Genomic DNA, 25,816 nt, shown 5'->3' on the forward strand with positions numbered 1-25,816 from the left:
CAGTCGTGCGCGGACAGCGGGTCACGGCCCCGAGGGTACGGAACCCATCCGGGAGGCGACATTTCCAAGAATTGTCCTGGACCTGTTGTAACCGGGCTGACCTGGGGTGATCCTGAGGGGAAACGACCCGAGGTGCCCGACGTGCCCAACGCGTTCACGCAGCAACGCCTAGCCCATCTCGATTCCCTGGCCGCCGAACTGCGACAACGAGGGCTGGCGAGCCGCACCCTCGGGGGCACCGCCCCGGTGCTGTGGGTGTGGCATCCGGACAGCCACCGGCAGACCATCGTCTTCGCCACCCCGGTCAGGGACGGCTGGATGTTCCTGTGGTCGCCGGACGGCGAGGAGAGCGCCGACGATCCCGCGCGGGCGGCCGACTCGGTGGAGAGACTTCTCGCCCCGCTCACGGAACCGCCCTGACCGGTCCTTCCCGGCTCCTCTGGTTCCCCCGGCCCCCGAGCCTCGCTCATCCCTCGGGGTCTGTCGGGCCGTCCCTTCGCCTTCGGGCCCGTGGCCCCGGCCTCGGCCCTCCCGGGTTTTCACCGCGCTCTCAGGCTTCCACGCGCCCTCGGGCTTTCATCGCGCCCTCCGCCCCGGGCCCTTCACGCTTATCCGCCCCAACGCCTGTCGGCTCTCAGCGGAGCTTGGGAGAGACGTCGGTCACCCCGCACACGGCGTGCCAGACCTCCTTGGCCCCCACGCCCTCGGCCAGTGCCTGGATCACGGTCCGGCCGCCAAGGTCGGCGATGACGTAGTCGTGGGCCCACGACTCGGCGTACTGGTCACCGAAGTGTGACTTCATCCGCTTCCAGAACTCCGATAGACGCATGTTCCAAGTATGGATCCCCTCCGGTGGGCCGTGAGCCGCCCCGGCACCTCACCGGCCGGGGGGCGGGGGCGTCAGAGCACGCGGGAGCCGTACATCTCGCCGAGGGGGTCGGCGAGCAGTTCCAGGCGGGCCCCGTCGGGGTCGGCGAAGTAGATGGACGCGCCGCTCTCGACCTGGTGCGGGACGCCCGCCGCCTCCAGCTTGCCCCGCAGGCGCTCCCAGGTGGAGGGGTCGACGGAGATCGCGACGTGGTGGAGCCCGCCGAGGACCTCCCGGTAGGGGCCGAGGTCAAGGCCGGGGAAGTCGAAGAAGGCCAGCAGGTTGCCGTTGCCGATGTCGAAGAAGAAGTGGTTCGACCCCCGGTAGTCGCGATTCTCGAAGATCTCCGTCAGCGGGAACTCCAGGAGGTCCTGGTAGAACGCGATCGTCGTCTCGACGTCCGAGGAGATCATCGCGAAGTGGTGCAACCCCCTCGCGCTGCTCGGCGGGCGGTGTGCCCTGAGGTGCTCCGCCTTGATCCGCTCGCGTGTCGCCTCGATGGCCTGATGGTCGATGCTCACCGTTAGCTCACCACTCAATGCGTCATGTGTTCGTCAAAGCCATGTCCGTGACGACCGGGAGCCAACCTATCCCGAACGTCATGTCATGGTGGCGAAGGGCCACCGCGCCGGGGAACGCCGCGGGCGCGGCCGTCCCGTGGTCCGGCCGCGGCACCGGCGAACCGTGTATCCGCAGGCGGTACGCGAGCCGTCCATCCTCGTCCGCCACCCGCTCGCCGGGCGGGCGGTGACGGGTTCTGTCGGTGGGGCCGTGCAGTATGGGCGGTGACCCGGTCTGCCTGCTGGACCGGAGGCAGGGGGCGGCGATGAGCGAGACCTCGGGCGCGAGCGGTGCCCTCGATCACTTCACCCGGATGACCAGGGAGTGGTTCACCGGGGCGTTCGCCGCGCCGACCGCCGCGCAGGAGGGGGCGTGGGCGGCGATCGCCCGGGGTGACAACACCCTGGTGGTCGCGCCCACCGGATCCGGCAAGACGCTCGCGGCCTTCCTGTGGTCGCTCGACCGGCTCGCCTCCTCCGCTCCCGTCACGAGTCCGGCGACCGACGCGGGCGGTAGGAGCGGCAAGGGCGGTGCGAGCGCCCGGGGCGGCCGGGGGCGTTCGCGGGGGGACGAGGAGCCGGTGAGGCGCTGCCGGGTCCTGTACGTGTCGCCGCTCAAGGCCCTCGCGGTCGACGTCGAGCGCAACCTCCGGGCGCCGCTGGCCGGGCTGGGGCAGACGGCGCGGCGGCTCGGTCTGCCGGTGCCGGAGATCTCGGTGGCGACCCGGTCGGGCGACACCCCACCCGAGGAGCGGCGCCGGTTCGCCACCAGACCGTCCGACATCCTGATCACCACCCCCGAGTCGTTGTTCCTGCTGCTCACCAGCCAGGCCCGCGAGGCGTTGCGCGGCGTGGAGACGGTCATCGTCGACGAGGTGCACGCGGTGGCGGCCACCAAGCGCGGCGCGCACCTGGCCCTCAGCCTGGAGCGGCTCGACTCCCTTCTCCCCCGGCCCGCCCAGCGGATCGGCCTGTCGGCGACCGTCCGGCCGGTGAGCGAGGTGGCCGCCTTCCTGGGCGGGTCGCGCCCGGCGACCGTGGTCCAGCCGCCCTCCGACAAGGAGATCGAGGTCGAGGTGGTCGTCCCGATCGAGGACATGACCGAGCTCGACACGCCCCCCGCCCCGCCCTCCCCCGACGACGACCGCTGGCTGACCGAGACCCCGGCCAGGCGGTCGATCTGGCCGCACGTGGAGGAGCGGCTGTTCGAGCTGATCGGGAGCCACAGCTCCACGATCGTGTTCGCCAACTCCCGGCGGCTGGCCGAGAGGCTGTGCACCCGTCTCAACGAGCTGGCGTGGGAGCGGCGGGAGGGCGGCGAGGAGCAGGCCGGGGAGACGGCTGGGGAAGGGGCGGAGCCGGGCGGGGAGACGTCCGGGGAGGGTCCGGAGCCGGTCCACTGGGCCGAGGGGTTCCCGGTGCCCCCGGCCTCCCTGTCCACCCCGGCGGCGATGATGGCGCAGGCCGGGGCGGCCAAGGGGGTCGTCCCGGAGATCGTGAGGGCCCACCACGGTTCGGTGTCGAAGGAGGAGCGCTCCCAGATCGAGGACGCGCTGAAGTCGGGGCGGCTGCCCGCCGTGGTCGCGACCTCCAGCCTGGAGCTCGGCATCGACATGGGCGCGGTCGACCTGGTGGCCTGCGTCGGGGCGCCGCCGAGCGTGGCGAGCGGCCTGCAGCGGATCGGCCGGGCCGGGCACCAGGTGGGAGCCGTCTCACGTGGTGTGATCTTCCCCAAGTACCGCGGGGACCTGGTCCAGACGGCCGTGGTGGCCGAGCGGATGAGGAGCGGGGAGATCGAGGATCTTCGCTACCCACGCAACCCGCTCGACGTGCTCGCCCAGCAGATCGTGGCGATGACCGCGCTGGACGAGTGGACGGTCGACGAGCTGGAGCAGGTCGTGCGGCGGGCCGCCCCCTACCGGACGCTGCCCAGGAGCGCGCTGGAGGCGACGCTCGACATGCTCGCCGGGCGCTACCCGAGCGAGGAGTTCGCCGAGCTGCGGCCGCGCATCGTCTGGGACCGGGTGACCGGCACCCTGAGGGGCCGTCCCGGAGCCCAGCGGCTCGCGGTCACCAACGGCGGCACGATCCCCGACAGGGGGCTGTTCGGTGTGTTCCTGGTCGGGGAGAAGTCCTCCCGGGTGGGCGAGCTGGACGAGGAGATGGTCTACGAGTCGCGGGCCGGGGACGTGTTCGTGCTGGGCGCGACCTCCTGGCGGATCCAGGAGATCACGGCCGACCGGGTGCTGGTCACCCCCGCCCCCGGCCAGCCCGGGAAGCTCCCCTTCTGGCACGGCGACACCGCCGGGCGGCCGGCGGAGCTGGGGCGGGCCATCGGCGCGTTCCTCCGCGAGATGTCGGCGGCGGGCGCGGACGCCGAGACGGGGGGCGGGGCCACCCGAGGAGCGGGGAAGGGAAAGGCGGGAGCGGGAGGCGGAGGGACAGGGAAAGCGGGAGCGGGAAGCGGACCGGCGCGGGACGCGGGAGCGGGAAAGGGGCAGGGGCAAGCGGGAGACACGGGGGCGGGAAAGGGGCAGGGACAGGCGGGGGACACGGGAAAGGGACAAGGGCAGAGGCAGGCGGGGGACGCGGGAGCGGGAGGCGCGGAAGCCGGGGGCACGGTGCGGGAGGGGGCGCTGGGGAGGATCAGGGCGGCGGGGCTGGACGAGTTCGCCGCCGCCAACCTGCTCTCCTACCTGGCCGAGCAGCGGCAGGCGACCGGCTACGTGCCGGACGACAGGACGCTGCTGGTCGAGCGGTTCCACGACGAGCTGGGCGACTGGCGGGTGGTGGTGCACTCCCCGTACGGGGCGCGGGTGCACGCCCCGTGGGCGCTGGCGATCGGGCGGCGGCTGCGGGAGCGCTACGGCGTCGACGTGCAGGCCGTGCACTCCGACGACGGGATCGTGCTGCGCATCCCCGACACGCTCTCCGACCCCCCGTCCGATGTCGCGATCTTCGACGCGGACGAGATCGAGCGGATCGTCACCGAGGAGCTGGGCGGCTCGGCGCTGTTCGCGGCGCGGTTCCGCGAGTGCGCGGGGCGGTCCCTGCTGCTGCCGCGCCGCGTGCCGGGCAGGCGCTCACCGCTCTGGCAGCAGCGGCAGCGCGCCTCGCACCTGCTGAACGTGGCCGGCCGCTACGGGTCGTTCCCCGTGGTGCTGGAGACGATGCGCGAGTGCCTCCAGGACGTGTTCGACGTGCCCGGGCTGGTCCGGCTGATGCGCGACATCGAGGCGCGGCGGATCCGTGTGGTGGAGGTCGAGACCGACAAGGCGTCGCCGTTCGCGGCGTCGCTGCTGTTCAACTACGTCGGCGCGTTCATGTACGAGGGGGACGCCCCGCTGGCCGAGCGCCGCGCCCAGGCGCTCGCGCTCGACACGAGCCTGCTCGCCGAGCTGCTGGGCCAGGCGGACCTGCGCGAGCTGCTCGACCTCGACGTGATCACCGACGCCGAGCGGGAGCTGGCCCGGCTGGACCGGCCGCTGCGCGACGCCGAGGACCTGGCCGACCTGCTCCGCTCCCACGGTCCCCTGGTGGCCGAGGACGTCGGCGTGCGCGAGGGCGACCCGGCGTGGCTGACCGCGCTGGAGGGCTCCCGGCGGGCCATCAGGGTGCGGGTGGCGGGGCAGGAGCGGTGGGCGGCGATCGAGGACGCCGCCCGGTTGCGCGACGCGCTCGGCGTGCCGCTGCCCGTGGGAGTGCCGCACGCGTTCCTGGAGCCGGTCGACGACCCGCTGGGCGACCTGCTGGCCCGGCACGCCCGTACGCGCACCCCCTTCCTCGCGAGCACGGCCGCGGACAGGTTCGGTCTCGGTGCCGCGGTCGTCACCGACGCGCTGCGCCGCCTGGCCGCCTCGGGGCGGGTGGTGAGCGGGGAGTTCCGGCCGGGCGGCCGGGGCGAGGAGTGGTGCGACGCGGGGGTGCTGCGGATGTTGCGCCGCAGGTCCCTGGCCAGGCTCCGCAAGGAGGTGGAACCGGTCTCCCCGGAGACGCTCGCCTCCTTCGCGCCCGCCTGGCACGGCATCACCGGCTCGCCGCAGCGGGGCAGGCCGCCGATCGACGCGCTGGTGGCCGCGATCGAGCAGCTGCAGGGCGCGGCGGTGCCCGCGTCGGCGCTGGAGACGCTGATCCTGCCCTCGCGGGTGCCCGGGTACGACCCGTCGTTCCTGGACGAGCTGACGGCCTCCGGCGAGGTGATCTGGGCGGGGCAGGGGTCCCTGCCGGGCGGCGACGGCTGGGTCTCGCTCTACTTCGCCGACACCGCGCCGCTGCTGATGTCCGGCCCCGCCGACGTCACCCTGACGCCGGTGCACGAGGCGGTGCTGGAGGTTCTGGGCGGTGGAGGGGCGCTGTTCTTCCGCGAGCTGGGCGGCCGGGTCGGCGCTCTCCTGGCCGGTGCCGTCCCGGACGACCGCGCCCTGTCCGCGGCCGTGTGGGACCTGGTGTGGTCGGGCCGGATCACCGGTGACACGCTGGCGCCGCTGCGGGCCGTCCTCGGGACGGGACGTCCCGCGCACCGCCCGGCCCCGACCCGGCGGCGGCGGGCGGTGCTGCCGACCAGGAGCGGCCCGCCCACGGTGGGAGGGCGCTGGTGGGTCCTGCCCGCCCTCGCGGAGGACACCACCCAGCGCGCCCACGCCCAGGCCGAGGTGCTGCTGGAGCGGCACGGCGTGGTGACCAGGGGCGCGGTGACCGCCGAGCGGCTGCCGGGCGGGTTCGCCGCCGTGTACCAGGTGCTCCGCGCCTTCGAGGAGAGCGGCCGGTGCCGCAGGGGTTACTTCGTGGAAGGGCTGGGCGGCGCCCAGTTCGCCCTCCCCGGTGCCGTCGACCGGATGCGCGCGCTCACCCGGCCGGACGCGGCCCCGGCGCCCGACCCGTGGAGCACGCGCAGGCCGGAGAGCGCGGAGGTGACCGCGCGGCGGGCGGTGGTGCTGGCGTCCGCCGACCCGGCCAGCCCGTACGGGGCGGCCCTGCCGTGGCCCGCCCATCCCGGGGAGGTGTCCCACAAGCCCGGCAGGAAGGCCGGGGCCCTGGTCGTGCTCGTCGACGGGCACCTGGTCCTCTACGTCGAGCGCGGCGGCAAGACCCTGCTGTCCTTCTCCGCCGACGAGCGGCTCCAGCCCGCCGTCGACGCCCTCGCGCTCGCCGTGCGCGACGGCGCGCTGGGCAAGCTGACCGTCGAGCGGGCGGACGGCACCGCCATCAACGACTCCCCGCTGGGCGCCGCCCTGGAGTCCGCGGGGTTCCACCCGACCCCCAGGGGGCTGCGCCTGCGCGCTTGAAGGACCCGCCGTCGTCGGTCCGGGTGAGGACCACCGGTATGGGCGCGGGCCGCCGACGTACGGGCCGCCGACGTATGGGCCGCCGACGTATGGGCCGGCGTCCTCGCGGGCACCGGAACCGGCCGGGACCGACGCGTGACTCGCGCGGGATTGCAGTCGGCCACCACTGGCTCGCAAGCAGAGGCTGCGACATTCGCCATGTTGTTAGATCGAAAGGGGAAACAACCATGGCGAAGGCCAAGCCTGAGCTCTCCGCGCTGTCCGAGGTCGGCACCGAGCTGGACGAGAGCCAGCTCGCGCAGGTTAACGGCGGTTACTACTGGGACTTCTACCACTGGGAGGACTTCGCTCCCGGTGGCTGGGGATACCGCCCCTGACACCGGGCGCGTAGCCGAATAGATGTGGGAAGACGGGGTGCGGCCACCGGCCGCACCCCGTCCGCGTTCCCGGCCTCGTTCGCCCCGCCCCCGGGAGGTTCCCCGGCCTCCGGAGCTTCCCCGCCCCCCCTTCGAGCGGAGCGGTGGAAGGTGGCCGGTGCGCGGGGGTTCCACCGGCCGGGACGGGGTCACCTCCGGATCGAGATCACCTCCGCGACCGGCTCGTCGCGCTCGCGTTCGTCACCTTCCTCACGCTCACCTTCCTCACGCTCACGTTCCTGGCGCTCACGTTCCTGGCGCCGCTGGATGGCCTGGAATCCGACCAGGTCGTCCGGGAGCGCGTCGGGGACGTTCGCGTCGAACCTGGACAGCGTGCGGGTCCGCATCGCGACCAGCGCGGTGACCGCGATGGCGACCGCGAACAGCACGTACATCAGGCCGACGCCCCGGCCCCCGCCGGTGCCGAGCACGAGGCCGACCGTGTCGGCCAGCGGCCCGCCGGGGAGCAGCAGCGGTTCGAACAGCGCGCTGCCGTACGGGGCGACCAGCCCGAAACCGACCGGCAGGGTGGACCAGGCGATGAGCGTGTTGAGCGCGATGACGCGGCCGTGGAAGCGTTGCGGCACCTTGACCTGGATGATCGTGGCGTAGACGCCGTTGAGCATGGTCAGCCAGAACGACATCCCGAAGGCGCCGACCGCGATCAGGATCAGGTTCTGCTGCAGGCCGGTGACCAGGCAGAACAGGCTCAGTACGAGGGTGGAGAGCATGACGCCGCGCAGCCGGTGCCGTCGCGGGCCTCCCCAGACGGTCATGGTCAGGCCGCCGAGGAAGACCCCGAGGCCGCCGAAGAAGGAGATCCGGCCGACGTCGTCCAGGGTGGCGAAGCCCAGCACCAGCGGCGAGATGAGCAGGAACAGCGGGGACAGGAAGATGTTCAGCACCGCGAAGAAGAACAGCATGCCGCGGAAACCCCGGTTGCCCCAGGAGAACTTCCAGCCCTCGACCATCTCGGCGAGCAGCGACTCCCTGCGCTTCCACGCCATGGTCTTCGGGAAGCGGACGAAGAGCAGCACCCCGATCGCGAAGACGTACGAGACGACGTCCAGGACGAGGATGCCCTCCAGCCCGACCACGGCCATCAGGCCGACCGCGGCCAGCGGGACGACCAGCTGGGCGGTACCGGTGACCATCTGGACCACGCCGTTGGCGTGGCCGAGGAAGCGCTTGGGGACCAGCTGCGGGATGGCGGAGTTGTAGGCGAGGCGCTGGAAGGTCAGCGCGACCGACAGCAGGACCAGGAGCGGGTAGATGTGCCAGATCTCCAGGTTGCCGGTCCACAGCAGCACGCCCAGTGCCAGCTGGGTGCCGAACGCGCCGAGGTCTCCGGCGAGCATGACCCTGCGCCGGTCGTGGCGGTCGACGAGGGCACCGGCCAGCGGGGACACCACCATGCCGGGGACCAGCGCGAGGACGGAGAACAGCGCCATCATGGGGAGCGAGTCGGTGGTGATGTAGATCCACAGCGGGATGGCGAACTCGGTCAGCGACGACCCGACGATCGAGACGAGCTGCCCGGCCGCCACGGCGGCGAACCGTTTCATGCTGGGCGGCGGGCCGGAGCTCGCCGGAGGGTCCGTCGCGACCGGGTGTCCCGTCCCCGGTGGCGCGCCGCCCATGCCGGTACCTGAGCCGGTACCTGAGCCGGTACCTGAGAGAGCGGACGCGGCCTCTCCCTGACGGGACAGCGCCGCCGCTTCCGGGCCGGGGAGCGCGGGCGTGGACGTGGGCGTCCCCGGGCCGGTGGCCGGTCCCGCGCCGGTGACCGCGGGGGCCGTCGTCGCCGGGGCGGTCTCCGCGAGGGCCGGGTCTGCGAGGGCCGGGTCTGTGAGGGCCGGGTCTGTGAGGACTGGGCCTGTGAGAGCTGAGGCTGCGAGGGCCGGGGCCACGAGAGCCGGGCTCGCGGTGGCGTCCTGGATGGAGACGCCGCCGAGCCACCATGTGGACCGGTCGGTACGGGCGAGCCTGGCCGTGTCGCCGGAGGCGATGGCCCGGTGGGTGCCGGTGACGATCGTGGCGAGCTCTTCCGCCCGATATTTCAGGAAAAAGTGCCCGGCCTCGTCGAGGACGACCACGGCCGTGGAGCCCGTCAGGAGGTGCCACTCGCGGTAGCGCTCCTGGTGGAACTCGGTGGCCGGGTCGCGGTCGCCCGCCACCGAGATGATCGGTGCCCTGAGCGGCTCGACGCCCTCCTCGAACAGGCGGGTGAAGTAGCGCTCCGCCTCCCTGGTGCCCTTGCGCCGATTGTCGATCATCAGCTTGAGCTGGTCGCGTTCCAGGTCCTCCACGTCCAGGCCCGCGGCCTGCAGGGCGTTCGCCCAGACCTGGTCGCTGCGCAGGCGGTCGGTCAGGTTCGACAGCTTGGCCAGCAGCGAGGCGGGACGCGCGAAGGGGAAGACGCCGCCGAGGTAGATCGCCTCGACCGGGCGGCCCGCGGCCTCCAGGCGACGGGCGATCTCCACGGTCAGCATGACGCCGAGCCCGCAGTGCCCGTACAGCGCGAGCGGGCCTCGGATGTCCTTGAGGATCTCCTCCACGCAGCCCTGCGCGACCTCCGCGACCGGCCGGGTCTCCTCGATGAGCCCCATCTCCTGGCCGGGGACGGCGACCGCGTGCAGCGCCCAGTTCGAGGGCAGCGTGTCGGCCAGCGGCTGGTAGATGGCCGCGCTGCCGCCGCCGTACGGGACGCAGACCAGCGTCGAGGTGGCCGTGCGGGCCGAGGTGAGCCGGTGCAGGAGCATGCGCGGGCCGTCGTCGGCCGTCTCGACGAGCCGCGCGAGCTCGCGGACGGTCCGGTGCTTGAACAGATCCAGGATCGTGACCTGGCGCCCGCCTTCCGGAATGGCTTTCCGAAGGCGGGCCACCACCTGCGCGGCGAGCAGCGAGTGACCGCCCAGGTCGAAGAAGTCGTCCAGCACGCCGACCTGGACCAGTCCGAGCACCTTCGCCCACACCGCCGCGATCGCCTCTTCGAGCGGCGTCCCGGGCGGGACGAACCCGGCCTCCTGGTCGGGCCGCGCCTCGTCGGGTTCGGGGAGCCTGGCCCGGTCGACCTTGCCGTGCGACTTCAGGGGCAGCTCGTCCAGCCAGACGAACCGCCCGGGGATCATGTACTCGGGAAGCCGCTCGCCGAGCCGCGCCCGCAGCTCGCCGACGCCGGCCCGCTCTCCGGGGACCTCGCCGACCACGTACGCGACCAGCCGGTCCGCGCGCAGCTCGACGACGGCGTGCGCGATCCCCGGCTCGCCGGAGAGCACCGACTCGATCTCCGACAGCTCCACCCGGTAGCCCCTGACCTTGACCTGCAGGTCGCGGCGGCCGAGGAAGCACAGGTCGCCGGAGGGCAGCCACCGGCCGAGGTCGCCGGTCCGGTACATGCGGGCGCCGGGCTCGCCGTGGGGGTCGGGCAGGAATCTCTCGGCCGTCAGGCCGGGGCGGCCGAGGTACCCGCGGGCGAGCCGGTCGCCGCCGAGGTAGATCTCGCCGGTCATGCCGGGCGGTACCAGCCGCAGGTGCTCGTCGAGCACGTAGACCGCGGCGCCGGGCAGCGGCCTGCCGATCGGCAGGTTCAGCGCCCGCTCGTGCTCGCCGGTGACGGCGTGGGTGGAGATGCCGACCGTGGCCTCGGTGGGGCCGTAGTGGTTGACCACCGTGGTGTGCGCGGTCAGCTCGCGCGCCCAGCTCCAGCGGGAGGCCTCGCCGCCGAGGACGAGGAGCTTGCGCGGGAGCAGCTCGGCGGGGTCGTCGACCGCGGTGAGCAGCGAGGCGAGGTGGGAGGGGGTCATCTTCAGGTAGTCGGTGCCGCTCAGCAGGCCGGCGAGCTCCTCGGCGGGGGCCTGCGGGTCGGCCAGGTGCAGCTCCCCGCCGGTCATGAGCGACAGGTAGAAGATCGTCACCCCGAAGTCGAACGAGAGCGACTGCAGCAGCGTGTAGACCCCGCCGGGCTCGACCTCGAAGCGCTCCCCGACCCCGGCGAGGTAGTTGAGCACCTGCCGGTGCTGCACCCCGACGCCCTTCGGCCGCCCGGTGGTGCCCGAGGTGTAGATCACGTACGCGAGATGGTCCGGCGAGACCTCGGGGGGTTCGAAGCCGGTCTCGTCCAGCGCCTCGGAGTCCAGGCAGATCGTCGTGACGTCGGGGACCAGCTCGCGCAGCGCGGAGGTGGTCAGGACGGCGACGGCCCCGGCGTCGGCGAGCATGTACGCCAGCCGGTCGCGGGGCTGCTTGGGGTCGAGGGGCAGGTAGGCGCCACCGGCCTTCAGCACGCCGATGACGGCCGCCGCCAGGTCGGTGGACTGGTCCAGGAAGACGCCGACCCTGGTGTCGGGGCCCACGCCGTGACGGTTCCTCAGCAGGGCGGCGATCCTGGTGGAGCGCTCGTCGAGCCCGGCGTACGTCAGCGAGCCACCGCGTGCCCCGGACGCCGTACCCGAGGCGGTGACGTCGTGGACCACGGCCGTCGCGCCGGGGGTGAGCGCGGCCCGCGCGCTGACCAGGTCGTGCAGCAGGTCGTGACCGGACGGCCGCGGGGCCGGTCCCGAGCCGAAGCCCAGGACCAGGTCCCGCTCGTCGCCGGAGAGCAGCGACAGCTCCCCCACCCGCGTGTCCGGGTCCGCCACGATCGAGCGCAGCAGCGTCTCGAAGCGGGCCGCGAGCAGCTCGACGGTCTCCGGGTCGAACAGGGCGGTGCTGTAGGAGAGGTGGCCGACCAGCCCGTCCGGGCTCTCGAACAGGTAGAGGCCGAGGTCGAAGCGGGTGGTCCTGGCCGGGAGCGTGAGGTAGGAGACGCGCCCGTCCTCCTCACCCGCCTTGAAGTTCTGCAGCGCGAACGTGACCTGCGCGAGCGGCGACCGGCTCACGTCGCGGACCACGTTCAGCTCGCTGACCAGCTGGTCGAACGGGAGCTCCTGGTGCGCGTACGCGTCCAGCGCGGCCTCGCGCGTCCGGGCCAGGAAGGTGGTGAACGACGGGTCGTCGGCCAGGTCGGCGCGCAGGACCAGGGTGTTGACGAACATGCCGACGACCCCGTCCAGCTCGGGCAGCCCGCGCCCGGCGACGGGGGAGCCGACCGCGAAGTCCGTCTGCCCCGAGTAGCGGGCCAGCAGCACCTGGAAGGCGGCGAGCAGCGTCATGTACGGCGTGGCACCGGCCGCGGCGCCCAGCTCGGCGAGCCTGCGGGTGAGGTCGGCGTCCACCCGGACGTCGAGGGCGGCTCCCTCGTGGCGCTGCTCGGCGGGGCGCGGCCGGTCGGCAGGCAGCTCGATGGCGGGCAGCCCGGCGAGCCGGTCGCGCCAGTGGTCGATCTCGCGGCGGTGGTCGCGGCCCCGCTGCCAGAGGGCGTAGTCGCCGTAGCCGACCGGCGCGGGCGGCGGGGTGGCGCCGTCGTGCAGGGCGAGCAGCTCGCGGATGAGCAGGTCGCTGGACCAGCCGTCGATGACGGTGTGGTGGGCGGCGATGAGGAGGACGTGGTCGCCGGGCGCGATCCTGACCAGCACGGTTCGCAGGAGCGGGCCGCGCTCCAGGTCGAACGGGACGGCGAGGTCGGCGTCGAGCAGCTCGATCGCGGCGTCCACGTCGTCCGCCTCGGCGACGCGCAGCGCGGCCGGCCCCGGCTCGTCGATGACCAGCTCGGGGGTGCCGTCCTCGGTGGTGAGGAACCGCGTCCGCAGGGCCTCGTGGCGCGCGACGATCTCGTCCAGCGCCCGGCGCAGCGCGTCGGCGTCCAGGTCCCCGCGCAGGCGCACCGCGACGGGGACGGTGTAGGTGGTGGTGCCCGGCCGGTACTGCTCCAGGAACCACAGGCGTTCCTGGGCGTGGGACAGGGGCGGTACGGTCCCCGGGGCGCGTCGGGCGACGGCGGCCCGCGCCTCCCCCCGGTTCTTCAGCCGCCTGGCCAGAAGCGCCTTCTTGGCGTCCGACAGCGTTGTCTCGGTCACGCGTGTAACTCCATCCGGAGGGCCGCGAGGAAGAGCGCGGCGTCCCGTCCGTTGATCAGCCGGTGGTCGTAGGCGAGGCCGATGTTGGCGACGGTCCTCGCGGTCACCGTGCCGTCCTCGGCGAGTACCAGCTCGGGCTGCGGCGAGGTGATCGCGAGGGCACAGACCGTACCGGGGAAGATGAGGGGGATCGCGAGGACGACGTCGGCGTCGGTGTGCAGGGTGACGGCGATGTTGGCGCCGGTGAGGTCCCTCTCGCGGAAGTCGCCCTCGGTGGCGGCGAGCCGGTAGCGCATGAGCGCGTCGGCGATGGCCTTGAGCGAGCCGGTGTCGTGGACGACCGGCACGTACAGACCCTCGCCCATGTCGAACGTGACGCCGACGCGCGGGGCGTCGGCCGGGCGCGCCAGGTCGCCGTCGACCGAGGCGAAGAACAGCGGGAACGCCGGGTGCAGCGCGGCCACGGCCTGGACGAACAGCTCCGCCAGGCCGACCGGCCTGCGCACCTCCCTGCTCAGCCCCCTGGCCCGCTCCAGCAGCGGGCCCACCTCGAACCTCACGACGGTGTACGCGGCGGGGATGGTGGCGTGCGAGGTGGTGACGGCGCGCGCGACGGCCCGCTGCACCCGCGAGAGGCGGTGCGCGCCCGCGTCCGCGACCGGTCGCGGCACGTCTTCGAGGACGTCTCCCGGCACGCCTTCGCTCACGTCCTCGCTCGTGTCTTCGCGTACGTCGGAGGCCGCCTGGCCGGTACGGCGCGAGGCCAGGGCCTCCACGTCGCTCCTGCGGATGACGGCCAGCCCCAGGGAGACGACCTCGGCGTGGGAGACGCCGAGTTCCTCCATGGCCGCGCGGGCGGGGGCGGTGACGACCGGCTCGGCCACCGGGACGTCCTCCTGCCCCGCCGCGTCCTCCGGGGCCACCGGCTCGGTCTCGAGCACATCGGACGCCGGGGCGGGCTGCGGGGCCGCCTCGGCGGTGACGCGGGCGAGGAGGGCGCCGGGAGCGATCCAGGTACCGAGGGCGGCGGCGTGGTGCAGGTAGCCGGTCTCCTCCGCCTCCAGTTCGTCGGCCGCCTTGGAGGTCTCCAGGACGGCGATCGGCTCCCCGGCGATGACGGGCTTGCCGTTGCCCACCAGCCACTCGACGATCTGGTACTCGGTGTCGTTGTTGTTGAGCTTGGGGACGTGGATGTCAGCCACGCAGAGCCTCCCGTACGGCGTGGTGGATCGTGGACTCCCCGACCAGGACCTCGTTCTCCAGGTGCGCGGCGGTGGGGATGACGGAGGCGCGCGAGTGGACGAGGCGGACGGGTCCGCGCAGGCGGCCCCAGAGGCGGTCGTGCAGCAGGTGGGCGACCTCGCTGCCCCAGGTGCCTCCGGCGGTGCTCTCCTCCGCGACCAGGACGACGTCCCCGAGGTGGGGCAGGAGCGCGTCGGCGTCCAGCGGGTAGAGCCGGGAGGGGACCAGCAGCCGGACCGAGATCTCCTCCTCCGTCATCAGGGAGCGCATCGCGCCCAGCACCCGGTGGACCATCCCGCCGGGAGCGATGACCACGCAGTCGGGGCGGTCGCCCGCGTCGCGGATGTCCACAACCGCCAGGTCACCGTCGCGGCGCATCACGAAGAGAGGGTCCACCCGCTCCATCTGCCGGGTGTAGAGGACCTTGTCCTCGAAGAACACGCACGGCTCACCTCGTTCCAGCATCGCCGCGAACGCCGCGCGGTTGTCATGGAAGGGGGACATCTCGTACAGCGACAGCCCCGGCATGCCGACGAAGTGCTTCTGCAGGCTCTGGCTGTGCGTGGGGCCGTAGCCCCGGCCGCCGCCGGTCGGGCAGCGCACCACCATCCGCAGCGGCAGCCGCCTGCCGTACATCGACACCGACTTGCTCGCGAAGTTGCACAGCTGGTCGAAGGCGAGCGCGACGAAGTCGCCGAACATGATCTCGGCGACGGCCGTGTTGCCGGTGAGCGCCAGCCCCGCCGCGACGCCGGTCAGCGCGCCCTCGCTGATCGGGGTGCCGATCACGCGCTCGGGGAAGCGGGTGGACAGCCCCTTGGTGACCTTGAAGGCGCCGCCGTACGGGTCGAGGATGTCCTCGCCGAGCACGTAGGCGGTGGGGTCGTCGTCCAGCAGCCCGTGCAGGGCGGCGTTGAGGTTCTCCGCTACGCGCACGACTCCTCCCAGCGGGAGAGCGGGCGCGCGGCCACCTCGTCGGCGAGGGCCTCGACCTCGGCCTTGACCGCGTCGTCGAACCGGTAGAAGTGCTCGGGATGGTCGTGGGCGTAGCGGGCGTACCAGTCGTTGTCCCTGGCGGCCCGTACGACCTCGGCCGGGCGGATGTCGTCGCCCTTGCTGTGCGGCCCGAGGCGGTGGGTGACGAACTCGACCACCAGCGGCTGGCCCTCGCGCACCCGGGCGATCTCGCGTTCCAGCGACAGGCGGATCTCGTTGACGTCGGTGGAGCGGACCAGCCGGTGCGGGATGCCGAAGGCCGCCGCCCGGCCGGCCACCGTGCCGGCCATCTGCGCGGCGGTCGGGGTGGACTGGGCGATGCCGTTGTTCTCCACCACGACGAGCAGCGGGAGCCGCCAGAGCGCGGCGAGGTTCAGCGCCTCGTAGACCGCGCCCTCGCCCCAGGTGCCGTCGCCGATGTGCACGCAGGCCAGGGTGCCGGGCTCGGAGCGCTTGAGGTGGAGCGCGACGCCGGCGGCGACCGGCATGCTCTCGCCCTGCACGCCGGTGGACATGTAGCGGTCGCGGTGGATGTGCTGGCTGCCGCCGACACCCCCGCAGACCGCGCCCTGCCTGCCCATGATCTCGGCGAGCAGGCCGTGCGGGTCGCGGAACCTGGCCAGGTAGTGGCCGTGTCCCCGGTGGTTGCTGAAGACGTGGTCGGCCGGGCCGAGCAGGGGGCGCAGCGCGACCGGGACGTACTCCTGGCCCAGGCAGGTGTGCGTGGTGCCGTTGAGGTCGCCCCTGCCGTACAGCTCCAGGAGCTTGAGCTCGAAGTGCCTGACCAGCAGCAGGAGCTCCAGGTCCTCGTCGGTGAGAGGGGAGAGACGGAGCCCGTCGAGGGTCTCAGTCATCGCCGAGGGAGTCCACGATCCCGGCGATCGTCGGGTTGTCGAAGAAGGCGTCCAGGGAGACCTCGATGTCCAGGCGCTTGCGCATGCGGGCGATGATCTGCGTGATGGTCAGGGAGTGGCCACCCAGATCGAAGATGTCGTCGTCATCGGCGATCGGTGAGATGCCCAGTACTTCCTCCCAGATCTCGCGCACCTGGTCGGTCAGCGTGGTGACGGAACCCATCTCGTTCTCCAGAAGTTCGTGCAGTGACAGGTCGGGGTCATGGGTGGCGCGTTCCAGAAGGAGACGCAGGTCGTCGGCGACCCGGGCGGCGTCGGGCACCGTCTCGGGGTCGTGGCGCAGGCTGATCTCCAGCCCGCCGGGACCGTCCACGCACTGCAGGTGCAGCGCGCCGCGTACCGCGTGGTTGAAGACGGTCCACTCCACCGACGCGCCGAGCCCGGCGAACACCGGGTCGGCGTCGCGGCGGGTGCGGTAGCTGACGGAGACGGGGACCAGCGCGGCGTGCGGCCGGAGGCGGGGCATCGCCCGGGAGAGCGGTACCTGGCGGAACCGGTAGACCTCCCGCAGCTCGGCGCGCAGCGCGCCGGCGAACTCGCGGAAGGTCGCCTCCGGGGACGGGCTGGAGGCGACCGGGAGCTCGTTGACGAACAGGCCGACGTGCCCGGCGGCCTCGGGAGGCCGGGTGGACAGGTCGACGGCGGTGGTCACGGCGGCGTTGCCGTAACCGAGGAGCAGGGTGTGCAGCGCGGCGAGCAGCACCTCGAACCGGGTCAGGCCGGGGGTTCGCGCGGTCGACGGATCGACGGTGAACCGCAGGACCCCTCCCTCACCCGCCCGCCGGGACTCCAGCGCGCGGCCGAGCACGACGGTCTGGCCCGGATCGCGCCAGCGGGGCTTCCAGAACTCCCGCGCGCCGGGAAGCAGCGCGGCCACCCGGTCGCGCTCGGCCCGGCCGTGGTCGGCGAAGGGCAGCGGGGACGGGGACTCGCCGTTGTAAAAAGCGGCCAGGTCGCGCACCAGGATGTCCTTCGACTGGCCGTCGAAGACCAAATGGTGGGCGACGAAGAGCAGCAGGTGCCGTCCGGGTCCGACCTCGAACAGGGTGAACCTGGCCAGCGGGCCCTTCTCCAGGTCGAACGCGCGCAGGACCTCCTCCCGCACCGCCGCTCGCACGGCCTCCCCGCTCCCGGCGTCGCCGGGGGAATCGGTGGGGACCGCCGTCTCGCGTACGGGGACCTCCGCGCCCGGCACCAGCCGCAGCTCGTTGTCCACCTCCGCCACCACGCTGCCCAGCATCGGGTGCCGGGCGACCACCGCCGCGCAGGCCGCCAGGAGCGCGCCGGTGTCCAGGTCGCCGTCCAGGTGGACGAGTATCGGCATGTGGTAGGCGGCGCCCCCGCCCACGGTCTGCTCGGTCACCCACATCCCCTGCTGGGTGAACGTGACCTCCGGCAGGCCCGCGGGCACGGGACCGGACGTGCCTTCTCCCGACGGTCCGGACGTGCTTCCCGACACGGGGCCGGACGCGCTTTGCTCCGGTGACCCGGACGTGCTCCCCGGCACAGGGCCGGACGTGCTCTCCCCCGGCGACCCGGACATGCTCTCCTCCGGCGACCCGGACATGCTCTCCTCCGGTGGTCCGGACGTGACCCGGGACATCACGCGCTCTCCAGCGTCCGGCGCAGGGCCTTCTTGTCGACCTTGCCTCCGGCGTTGCGCGGCAGGGCGTCGACCGTGACGACGTGCGCGGGCAGCTCGTGCGGGGCCAGGCGGTCCTTGAGGAAGAGCCGCAGGTCCTCGGGCGTGAGGGGTTCCCTGGTGGCGAGGGCCACGGTGACGACGGTTCCGAGCACGGGGTGCGGGACCCCGAACGCGGCGGCCTCGATCACGGCCGGATGCCGGTAGACGACCTCCTCGACGTGGATCGTGGAGACCTTGAAGGCCCCGGACTTCACCACGTCGCTCTCGCGGTCGACCAGGTAGAGGTAGCCCTCGTCGTCGATGTAGCCGAGGTCGCCCATCCGCACCCAGCCGTCGCGGAAGGTCCCGCTGTCGGGGTCGCCGTAGTAGGCGCGCGGCGCGGCGGGGGACCGCATCCAGACCTCCCCGGTCTCCCCCGGTGCCAGCGGCTCCCCCTCGGCGGTGGCGATCCTGACCCGTCCCCCGGCGATGGCGCGGCCGACGCTTCCCGGCCGGTCCGGGTCGAACATCATCACCGTCTGGGCCGGGGCGGCCTCGGTCGAGGTGTAGTAGTTGGTGATCGTCGCGTTGGGGAAGGCCGTGGTCAGCGACTGGGCGACGGCCGAGGGCAGCGGCGCGGCGGCCGAGCCGAGCAGCAGCACGCTGGACAGGTCGTGCCGGTCGGCCACCTTCGCGTTGACCAGCTCGATCGCCATCGCGGGGACGAGGAAGACCGTCCCGGCGCGGTAGGACTCGATCAGCGAGGCGAAGCGGGCCGGGGTGAAGCGCGGCAGCGTGACGACGGCCGGGTGGGCGTCGAGCGCGTTGATCAGCATCGCCTGCCCGGCGTTGGTCCCGATCGGGAAGGCGTGGACGAGATGCCGGGAGTGCGCGAACGGCCGGCGCTTGGCACCGCAGCCGTAGGCGAGATTGGCATGGGTGGCCGAGACGCCCTTGGGACGGCCGGTCGTGCCGGAGGTGTAGAGGATCTGGGCGAGATCCCCGGGTTCCGGGGGCTCCGGGAGCGCGACATCGGCCGTCTCATAGGACGTTTCGCCGTTAAGACCGTCGACCGTGGCGCTCCAGCCGATCTCGGGCACGGCGAGGCCCGTCGCGTGGACGACGCCGGTCGCCCGGCAGTTCTCCAGCATGAAGCGCAGGTCATCGAGGGTGAGCCGGTCGGAGAGCGGCACCGCCACCGCTCCGGCCGCCAGGACCCCGCAGAACGCCACGGCGTAGTCGGCCCAGTCGGCGGCCCCGAACACCAGGCCCACCCGGTCGCCCCGGCCGACACCGCGCGTGAGCAGGCCGTTCGCGAGCGCGACGGAGCGCTCGTGCCACTCGCTGTAGGTGAGCTGGGCCGAGCCGTGCACGATCAGCGCGACCCCGTCGGGGTCGGTGAGGGCCCGGTCTCCGAGCAGCTGGGGGACGGTCAGGTTCACCAAGTGAACCTCCCACTAAAGATCGGATGTATGCGCCTCCGGTATGTGCGAGCACCCGGGGCACTACAGGAAAGAATCTTTACTATTTAAAATCGAGCGTCAGTCTTACATGATCGTAAGGGCTTCGCAAGACTTTGGGGAGAGGTTCGCAGAGGCAACAAAACCCACGCGAAAGTGACCCTTGCGCCCTCAGGGCGAAGGTGTAACACTGACGACCGCAGAACTAACTGAAAGGTTTCTTTCCAGAAAGAGACCCTTCCCGATGCCCGCCCAACTGGTCAAATGTGCACAGAGCGGGCTTTTTGCGTACCAACCTCCAGCGCGATTGCGTGAACTAACGGGCCCGCGGCCGAAAAAGGAGCCCTGCGTGTTCCCACCGGAGACCGTTCCGACCGGCCAATCAGGGACGGAATACCCCCTGTCGTACGGCCAGCAGCGGCTTTGGTTTCTCCATCGGCTCGATCCGGGTGACTCCACTTACAACACCTCCTATGTTTACAGGTTGAAAGGTCACCTTGACAAGATCGCCCTGGAGGCCGCCTTCACCGCGGTGGCGGCACGGCACGAGAGCCTGCGGACCCGGTTCCGCGAGGTGGCCGGGGAGGCCGTGGCGATCGTCGAGCCGCCGTCACCGGTGACGGTCGCGCGGTTCGCCGCCGGGGACGAGCGGGAGGTCGCGGCCCTGGTCTCCGCGCTCACCAACACGGCCTTCGACCTGGCGGCCGCACCCCCGTTCCGCGTCTCGCTGATCGAGCTCGGCCCCGCCGAGCACGTGCTCTGCGTCGTCCTGCACCACATCAACGGCGACGGCTGGTCGCTGAACGTGCTCCGCTCGGAGGTGGCCGTCCACTACGGGAGCCGGGGCACCGCCCCGCTGCCCGAGCTGCCCCTGCAGTACGGCGAGTACGCGCGCACCCTGGGCCCCGCGGACTCCGAGCTCCGCTGGTGGACCGAGCGGCTGGCCGGGGTACCTCCCCTGGAGCTCCCGGCGGACCGGCCGCGTCCGGCCCTGCGGACCGGCGCGGGCGCCGAGGTCGAGTTCCGGATCGCCTCCGGCCTGGCCGGCTCGATCGGCGCCCTCGCCCGCCGCGCCCGGTGCACGCCGTTCATGGTGCTGCTCTCCGCCTACCAGGTCCTGCTGCACCGGCACACCGGCCAGACCGACTTCTGCGTGGGCACCCCCTCGGCCGGCCGCGGCAGCACCGAGCTGGAGACCATGATCGGTTTCCTCTCGACCACGCTGGCCCTGCGCTGCGACCTGTCCGGCGACCCCACCTTCGAGGAACTGCTCAGGCGCAGCCGCCGGATCGTGCTGGACGGGCTCTCGCGGCAGGACGTCCCCTTCGAGCGCCTCGTGGTGGAGCTCGACGTGGAACGGGACCTGAGCCGCACGCCCCTGTTCCAGACCCTGTTCGCCTTCCACACCCACGGCGACCTGGCCGATCCGCTGCCCGGCCTCGACGTCACGACCTTCCCCAACGGCTGGGCCCGCGCCAGGCTCGACCTGTCGGTGGACATCTACCCCGGCGACGACGGCGAGCTGCACGGCACCGCCATCTACAGCACCGAGCTGTTCGACCGCGAGACCGTGGAACGTTTCGTCGCCCGCTTCCAGGAGCTGCTCGCGGCCGTCGTGGCGGATCCCGCCTCCCCGGTGAGCGCGCTGCGGATGCTGCCGGGCGCGGAGCTCGGCCTGCTGGAGGAGTGGAACGACACCGCGGCCGAGCTGCCCGAGGTAACCCTCGTCGACCTGCTGCTCGACCAGGCCGCCGCGACCCCCGACGCGGTCGCGGTGCGCGCCGCGCCCGCCCCGACCGGCGGGTCCGGTGCCGTCGAGGAGCTGACGTACGCGGAACTCGCCGGGCGGGCCGCCGAGCTGGCCGGGCGGCTGGGCGCGGCCGGGATCGGGCGCGGCTCGCTGGTCGCGGTCCGGATGGAGCGCGGCGCCGACATGCTCGTCGCCCTGCTGGGCGTGGCGATGAGCGGCGCGGCCTACCTGCCCGTCGACCCCGACTACCCCGAGGCACGCGTCTCGTACGTGATCGAGGACTCCGCGGCGGCGCTGGTGCTGACCGGCCTCGGCGACCTCCCTCCGGCGACCGGCACGAGGGCGCTCGCTCGCCCGCTGCCCGACGACACCGCGTACGTGCTCTACACCTCGGGGTCCACCGGGCGGCCGAAGGGGGTGGTGGTGCCGCACCGGGCGCTGACCAACTTCCTGCTGGCGATGCGCGACCTGGTGCGGTCCTCGCCCCGGGACGTGTGGCTCGCGCTGACCTCGCTGTCGTTCGACATCTCCGCCCTGGAGCTCTACCTGCCGCTGGTGACGGGCGGGCGGGTGGTCGTCGCCGACGCGGAGACGGCCCGTGACGGGGTGCGGCTCGCGCGCCTGGTCGGGGACGAGGGCGTGACCCACGTCCAGGCGACGCCCTCGGGGTGGCGCGTCCTGCTCGCCGGAGACCTGCCGCGCGTGGTGGGCCTCACCGGCGGCGAGCCGCTCGCCCCCCGGCTCGCCCGCGAGCTGCGTCCCCGGGTCGACCGGCTCGTCAACGTCTACGGCCCGACCGAGACCACCATCTGGTCCACGGCCTGGGACGTCCCCGAGGACCCGGACGAGATCGTCATCGGCCGCCCGATCGCCAACACCGTCGTCCGCGTCGCCGACCCCTCCGGCGGGCCGTGCCCGATCGGGGTGGCCGGGGAGCTGCTCATCGGCGGCGAGGGGGTCGCCACCGGCTACCTCGGCCGCCCGGCCCTGACCGCGGAGCGCTTCGTCCCCGGCCCCGGGGGCTCGCGGCACTACCGGACCGGGGACCGCGTCCGCCTGCGCAACGACGGCACCCTGGAGTTCCTCGGCCGGACCGACAACCAGGTCAAGCTGCGGGGGCACCGCATCGAGCTGGGCGAGATCGAGGCCGTGCTGGACGCCTGCCCCGGCGTGCGGCAGGCGGTCGTCGCGGTGCGCGGGGACCGGCTGGTGGCCTTCGTCGTACCCGCCGAGCCATCGGGGGCGGAGACCGACGGCGCCGGGCTCGGGGAGCGCGCCGCGCGCGAGCTGCCCGGTTACATGGTGCCCAGCGTGTTCGTCGAGGTGGCGGCGCTGCCGCTCACCCCCAACGGGAAGATCGACCGCAACGCGCTGCCCGACGTGGACCCGGCGCCCGTACGGGACGCGGTCGCTCCCCGCACCCCGGGCGAGCGGATGGTCGCGCAGGTCTTCGCCGAGGTGCTCGGGACGGCGGACGTCGGGGCGCACGACGACTTCTTCACCCTCGGCGGGCACTCCCTGCTCGCCACCATGGTCACCGCGCGGCTGACGGCGCTGTCGGGGACGGAGGTGCCCGTCCGGGAGGTGTTCACCCGGCCGACGGTCGCCGCGCTGGCGGAGCTGATCGCCACCGCGTCCGGCGAGAGGAGCGACGGGCCGCGGCCGAGGCCCGAGGGCACCGTGCCGCCGCTCTCCTTCGGCCAGGAGCGGCTCTGGTTCCTCAACCGGCTCGACCCGGACGACGCGTCGTACAACATGTGCCTGGTCAGGAGGCTGCGCGGGCCGCTGGACCGGGACGCGCTCGCCGGGGCCCTGGCCGGGACCGTCGCCAGGCACGAGAGCCTGCGCACCCGCTTCCCCGAGGTGGACGGCGTGCCGGTCGTGGTCGTCGACCCGCCGGGGCCGGTGACCGTCGAGGAGACGGTCGCGGCGGGCGAGGCCGGGGCGCTGGAGCTGGTCGCGGCCCTGACCAACGCGCCCTTCGAGCTGGGCGCCAGGCCGCCGCTGCGCGTCACGCTGATCGAGATCGACGAGGACGACCACGTCCTGTGCGTCGTGCTCCACCACATCCTGGGCGACGGCTGGTCGCTCAACCTCATCTTCGACGAGGTGTCACGCCTGTACTCCGGCGCGACGGCCCTGCCGCCGGTCCCGCTCCAGTTCGGCGACGTCGCCCTCTGGCAGCGCGGGCGCGACCTCGGCGACCTGCTCGGATACTGGCGGGACAGGCTCGCCGACCCCACCCCGCTGGACCTGCCGGTCGACCGGCCGCGCACCGCCGGGGCCGCCAGGCGCGGCGACGTGGCGAGCGTCCGGCTGGACGCCGCGGAGGCCGCCGCCCTCACCCGGCTGGGCCGGGAGCACGGCGCCACCATGTTCATGGTCCTGCTCGCCGCCTACCAGGTCCTGCTGTCGCGGCACACCGGGCACGACGACATCCTGGTCGGTACGGCCACCGCGGGCCGGGACCGGGTCCAGCTCGAACCGGTCGTCGGCTACCTCAGCGACACCCTGGTCATGCGCGGCGACCTGTCGGCCGACCCCACCTTCGCCGACCTGCTCCGCGAGACCCAGATCGGCGTCCTGGACGCCTTCTCCCACCAGGGCGTGCCGTTCGAGGAGCTGGTGACGGCCCTGAGGGTCGAGCGCGACCTGACCCGCACGCCGCTGTTCCAGACCATGCTCATCCTGCACACGCAGGACTTCGCGCAGTCCCGCGACGCCTTCGCGGGGCTGACCACGACGGGGTTCGAGCACGGCATGCGGCAGGCCAAGCTCGAACTGATGCTGGAGGCCTGGCAGGACGAGCACGAGCTCACGCTCAGCTTCGTCTACGACGCCGAGCTGTTCGACCGGGCCACGGTCGAGGCGATGGCCGCGCGGTTCCGCCTGCTGCTCACCGCGCTGCCGGACGCCTGCGGCGACCGGGTCTCGGAGCTGCCGCTGCGCACCGGGGACGACGACGAGCTGCTGCGGCGTCTCTCGCGGGGACCCGCGCGGCCGTCCGCCCCCTCGGTGCCGGAGCTGTTCGCGGCGGCCGTACGGGACACGCCGGACGCGGTGGCGATCGGATGCGGGGGCGCCACGCTCACCTACGCCGGGCTGGACGCCCGCGCGGACGAGCTGGCGGCGCTGCTTCGAGGGCGGGGGGTCGCCCCCGGCGACGTGGTCGGCGTCTGCCTGGGCAGGTCGCCCGACGCCGTCGCGGCCCTGCTCGCCGTGTGGCGGGCGGGGGCGGCCTACCTGCCGCTCGACCCGGAGCACCCCGCCGAGCGGCTCGCCTTCATGCTGGACGACAGCGCCGCCTCCCTCGTGCTGACCTCGGCGGACCTGGACGACCGGCTGCCGTCCGGCACGCCGCGCGCGCACGCGGACGAGCGTCCCCTCGTGCCGGTGAGCGCTCCCGTGCCGGGTCCGACGGCCTACGTGATCTACACCTCCGGGTCCACCGGAACGCCCAAGGGGGTCGTGGTCCCGCACTCCGGCCTGGCCTCCCGCGTCGGGTGGATGCGCGAGGCGTACGGGCTGGGGCCCGGCGACCGGGTGGTCCAGTTCGCCTCGCTGAGCTTCGACACCCACGCCGAGGAGATCTATCCGGCGCTCGCCGCCGGGGCCAGGCTGGAGCTGCTGCCCGAGGGCGGCGTCACCCTGCCCGACCACCTCGACCGGGTCACGGTGCTCGACCTGCCCACGGCGTACTGGCACGCGCTCGTCGACGACATCGGCGAGATCGCCTGGCCAAAGACCCTGCGGCTGGTGATCCTCGGCGGCGAGCAGGTACACGAGGCGGCCGTGGCCCGCTGGCGGGAGCGCTTCGGCGACCGGGTGCGGCTGGTCAACACCTACGGCCCGACCGAGGCGACGATCATCGCCACCGCCGCCGAGCTGGACGGCTCCCCCGGGCGACCGCCCATCGGCGTCCCGATCGCCGACACCTCGATCCTGCTCCTGGACGGCTCGGGCGAGGCCGTGCCGCCGGGGGCGCCGGGCGAGCTGTGCGTCGGCGGGGCCGGGGTGGCGGTCGGCTACCTGGGCAGGCCGGACCTCACGGCCGAGCGCTTCCCCACCCTCGGCGGCTCCCGTGGAGAGCGGATCTACCGGACCGGGGACCTGGCGCGCTGGCGGGCCGACGGGCAGCTGGAGTTCCTCGGCCGTCTCGACGACCAGGTCAAGGTACGCGGCTTCCGGATCGAACCCGGCGAGATCGAGGCGCGGCTGCTCGCCCACCCCGGCGTCGGCCAGGCGGCGGTGGCCGTGCACCGGGAGACGCTGGTCGGCTACGTCGTCGGCACGGCCACCGGGGACGAGCTCGCCGGGTACCTGGCCGGGACGCTGCCCGCGTACATGGTCCCCGCGCTCTGGGTGAGCCTCACCGCGCTGCCGCTGACCGCGAACGGCAAGCTCGACCGGGCCGCGCTGCCCGCGCCCGAGGCCGGGCCCCGGACGAGGACCGCCCCGCGCGGCGACGCCGAGGAGCTGGTGGCCGAGATCTTCGGCGAGGTGCTGGGCGTCGAGGGGATCGGCGCCTTCGACGACTTCTTCGCGCTGGGCGGGCACTCGCTGCTCGCCACCCGCGCCGTCGCCAGGCTCCGCGCCGCCGTCGAGGTGGAGGTGCCGATCCGCACGCTGTTCGCCCGCAGCACCGTGGCCGACCTCGCGGCGGCGGTGGAGGAGCTGCTCGTCGCCGAGCTGGCCGAGATGTCCGACGAGGAGGCCGAGCGCCTCATGGAAACCGGGAGTTGAG

Annotated in this window: 12 protein-coding genes; 4 read left to right on the plus strand and 8 right to left on the minus strand. The window is 73.2% G+C overall.

What is annotated here, in order from left to right:
- The first annotated feature begins 141 nt into the window (after positions 1-141).
- A complete protein-coding gene (locus tag ACFYWM_RS11320; RefSeq protein ID WP_389912222.1) occupies positions 142-420 on the plus strand; it encodes a hypothetical protein in 279 nt (92 codons plus the stop codon).
- 214 nt (positions 421-634) lie between these two features.
- Here the strand turns inward: ACFYWM_RS11320 and ACFYWM_RS11325 are convergent, their stop codons facing one another.
- The gene (locus ACFYWM_RS11325) at positions 635-829 is read right to left on the minus strand and encodes a DUF3046 domain-containing protein (RefSeq protein WP_389912225.1); all 195 of its coding nucleotides are present in this window, start codon (positions 827-829) and stop codon (positions 635-637) included.
- A gap of 71 nt (positions 830-900) precedes the next feature.
- Complete coding sequence (locus ACFYWM_RS11330; protein ID WP_389912228.1) at positions 901-1,389, minus strand: VOC family protein; 489 nt, start codon at positions 1,387-1,389, stop codon at positions 901-903.
- A 353-nt stretch (positions 1,390-1,742) separates the two neighbouring features.
- Here ACFYWM_RS11330 and ACFYWM_RS11335 point away from each other — a divergent pair, with 353 nt between their 5' ends.
- Both ACFYWM_RS11335 and ACFYWM_RS11340 read left to right on the plus strand, forming a co-directional pair.
- Positions 1,743-6,713: a DEAD/DEAH box helicase gene (locus tag ACFYWM_RS11335; RefSeq protein WP_389912727.1), complete on the plus strand. Its 4,971-nt coding sequence runs from the start codon at positions 1,743-1,745 to the stop codon at positions 6,711-6,713.
- Positions 6,714-6,940: 227 nt separating this feature from the next.
- On the plus strand, positions 6,941-7,090 hold the full coding sequence (locus tag ACFYWM_RS11340; RefSeq protein ID WP_389912231.1) for a hypothetical protein: 150 nt from the start codon (positions 6,941-6,943) through the stop codon (positions 7,088-7,090).
- A 188-nt stretch (positions 7,091-7,278) separates the two neighbouring features.
- Here the strand turns inward: ACFYWM_RS11340 and ACFYWM_RS11345 are convergent, their stop codons facing one another.
- From ACFYWM_RS11345 to ACFYWM_RS11370, 6 genes are all read right to left on the minus strand, one after another.
- Positions 7,279-13,086: an amino acid adenylation domain-containing protein gene (locus tag ACFYWM_RS11345; RefSeq protein ID WP_389912234.1), complete on the minus strand. Its 5,808-nt coding sequence runs from the start codon at positions 13,084-13,086 to the stop codon at positions 7,279-7,281.
- Positions 13,083-14,288 carry a 2-oxo acid dehydrogenase subunit E2 gene (locus tag ACFYWM_RS11350; protein ID WP_389912237.1) on the minus strand — a complete coding sequence of 402 codons (1,206 nt, stop codon included), beginning with the start codon at positions 14,286-14,288 and terminating at the stop codon, positions 13,083-13,085. The genes ACFYWM_RS11345 and ACFYWM_RS11350 overlap by 4 nt, the downstream gene beginning before the upstream one ends.
- Positions 14,281-15,264 (minus strand): alpha-ketoacid dehydrogenase subunit beta, encoded by a 984-nt coding sequence (locus ACFYWM_RS11355; protein WP_389912240.1) that lies wholly within the window; start codon positions 15,262-15,264, stop codon positions 14,281-14,283. Before ACFYWM_RS11355 ends, ACFYWM_RS11350 begins: the two co-directional genes overlap by 8 nt.
- The gene (locus ACFYWM_RS11360) at positions 15,255-16,178 is read right to left on the minus strand and encodes a thiamine pyrophosphate-dependent dehydrogenase E1 component subunit alpha (protein ID WP_389912243.1); all 924 of its coding nucleotides are present in this window, start codon (positions 16,176-16,178) and stop codon (positions 15,255-15,257) included. The genes ACFYWM_RS11355 and ACFYWM_RS11360 overlap by 10 nt, the downstream gene beginning before the upstream one ends.
- On the minus strand, positions 16,171-17,649 hold the full coding sequence (locus ACFYWM_RS11365) for a condensation domain-containing protein (RefSeq protein WP_389912247.1): 1,479 nt from the start codon (positions 17,647-17,649) through the stop codon (positions 16,171-16,173). Before ACFYWM_RS11365 ends, ACFYWM_RS11360 begins: the two co-directional genes overlap by 8 nt.
- Before the next feature lie 191 nt (positions 17,650-17,840).
- Entirely contained in the window at positions 17,841-19,304 is a 1,464-nt protein-coding gene (locus ACFYWM_RS11370) for a class I adenylate-forming enzyme family protein (RefSeq protein ID WP_389912250.1), read from the minus strand.
- 262 nt (positions 19,305-19,566) lie between these two features.
- Here ACFYWM_RS11370 and ACFYWM_RS11375 point away from each other — a divergent pair, with 262 nt between their 5' ends.
- The gene (locus ACFYWM_RS11375) at positions 19,567-25,815 is read left to right on the plus strand and encodes an amino acid adenylation domain-containing protein (protein ID WP_389912252.1); all 6,249 of its coding nucleotides are present in this window, start codon (positions 19,567-19,569) and stop codon (positions 25,813-25,815) included.
- Position 25,816 lies beyond the last annotated feature (1 nt).

The organism is Streptosporangium sp. NPDC002721 (assembly GCF_042888905.1).
Lineage (GTDB): Bacteria > Actinomycetota > Actinomycetes > Streptosporangiales > Streptosporangiaceae > Streptosporangium.

Bases quoted from the DNA above. Each gene is read 5' to 3' on its own strand.
- ACFYWM_RS11325 (WP_389912225.1), bottom strand. From the start codon at position 829: ATGCGTCTATCGGAGTTCTGGAAGCGGATGAAGTCACACTTCGGTGAC.
- ACFYWM_RS11335 (WP_389912727.1), top strand. From the start codon at position 1,743: ATGACCAGGGAGTGGTTCACCGGGGCGTTCGCCGCGCCGACCGCCGCG.
- ACFYWM_RS11375 (WP_389912252.1), top strand. From the start codon at position 19,567: ATGCCCGCCCAACTGGTCAAATGTGCACAGAGCGGGCTTTTTGCGTAC.
- ACFYWM_RS11340 (WP_389912231.1), top strand. From the start codon at position 6,941: ATGGCGAAGGCCAAGCCTGAGCTCTCCGCGCTGTCCGAGGTCGGCACC.
- ACFYWM_RS11360 (WP_389912243.1), bottom strand. From the start codon at position 16,178: ATGACTGAGACCCTCGACGGGCTCCGTCTCTCCCCTCTCACCGACGAG.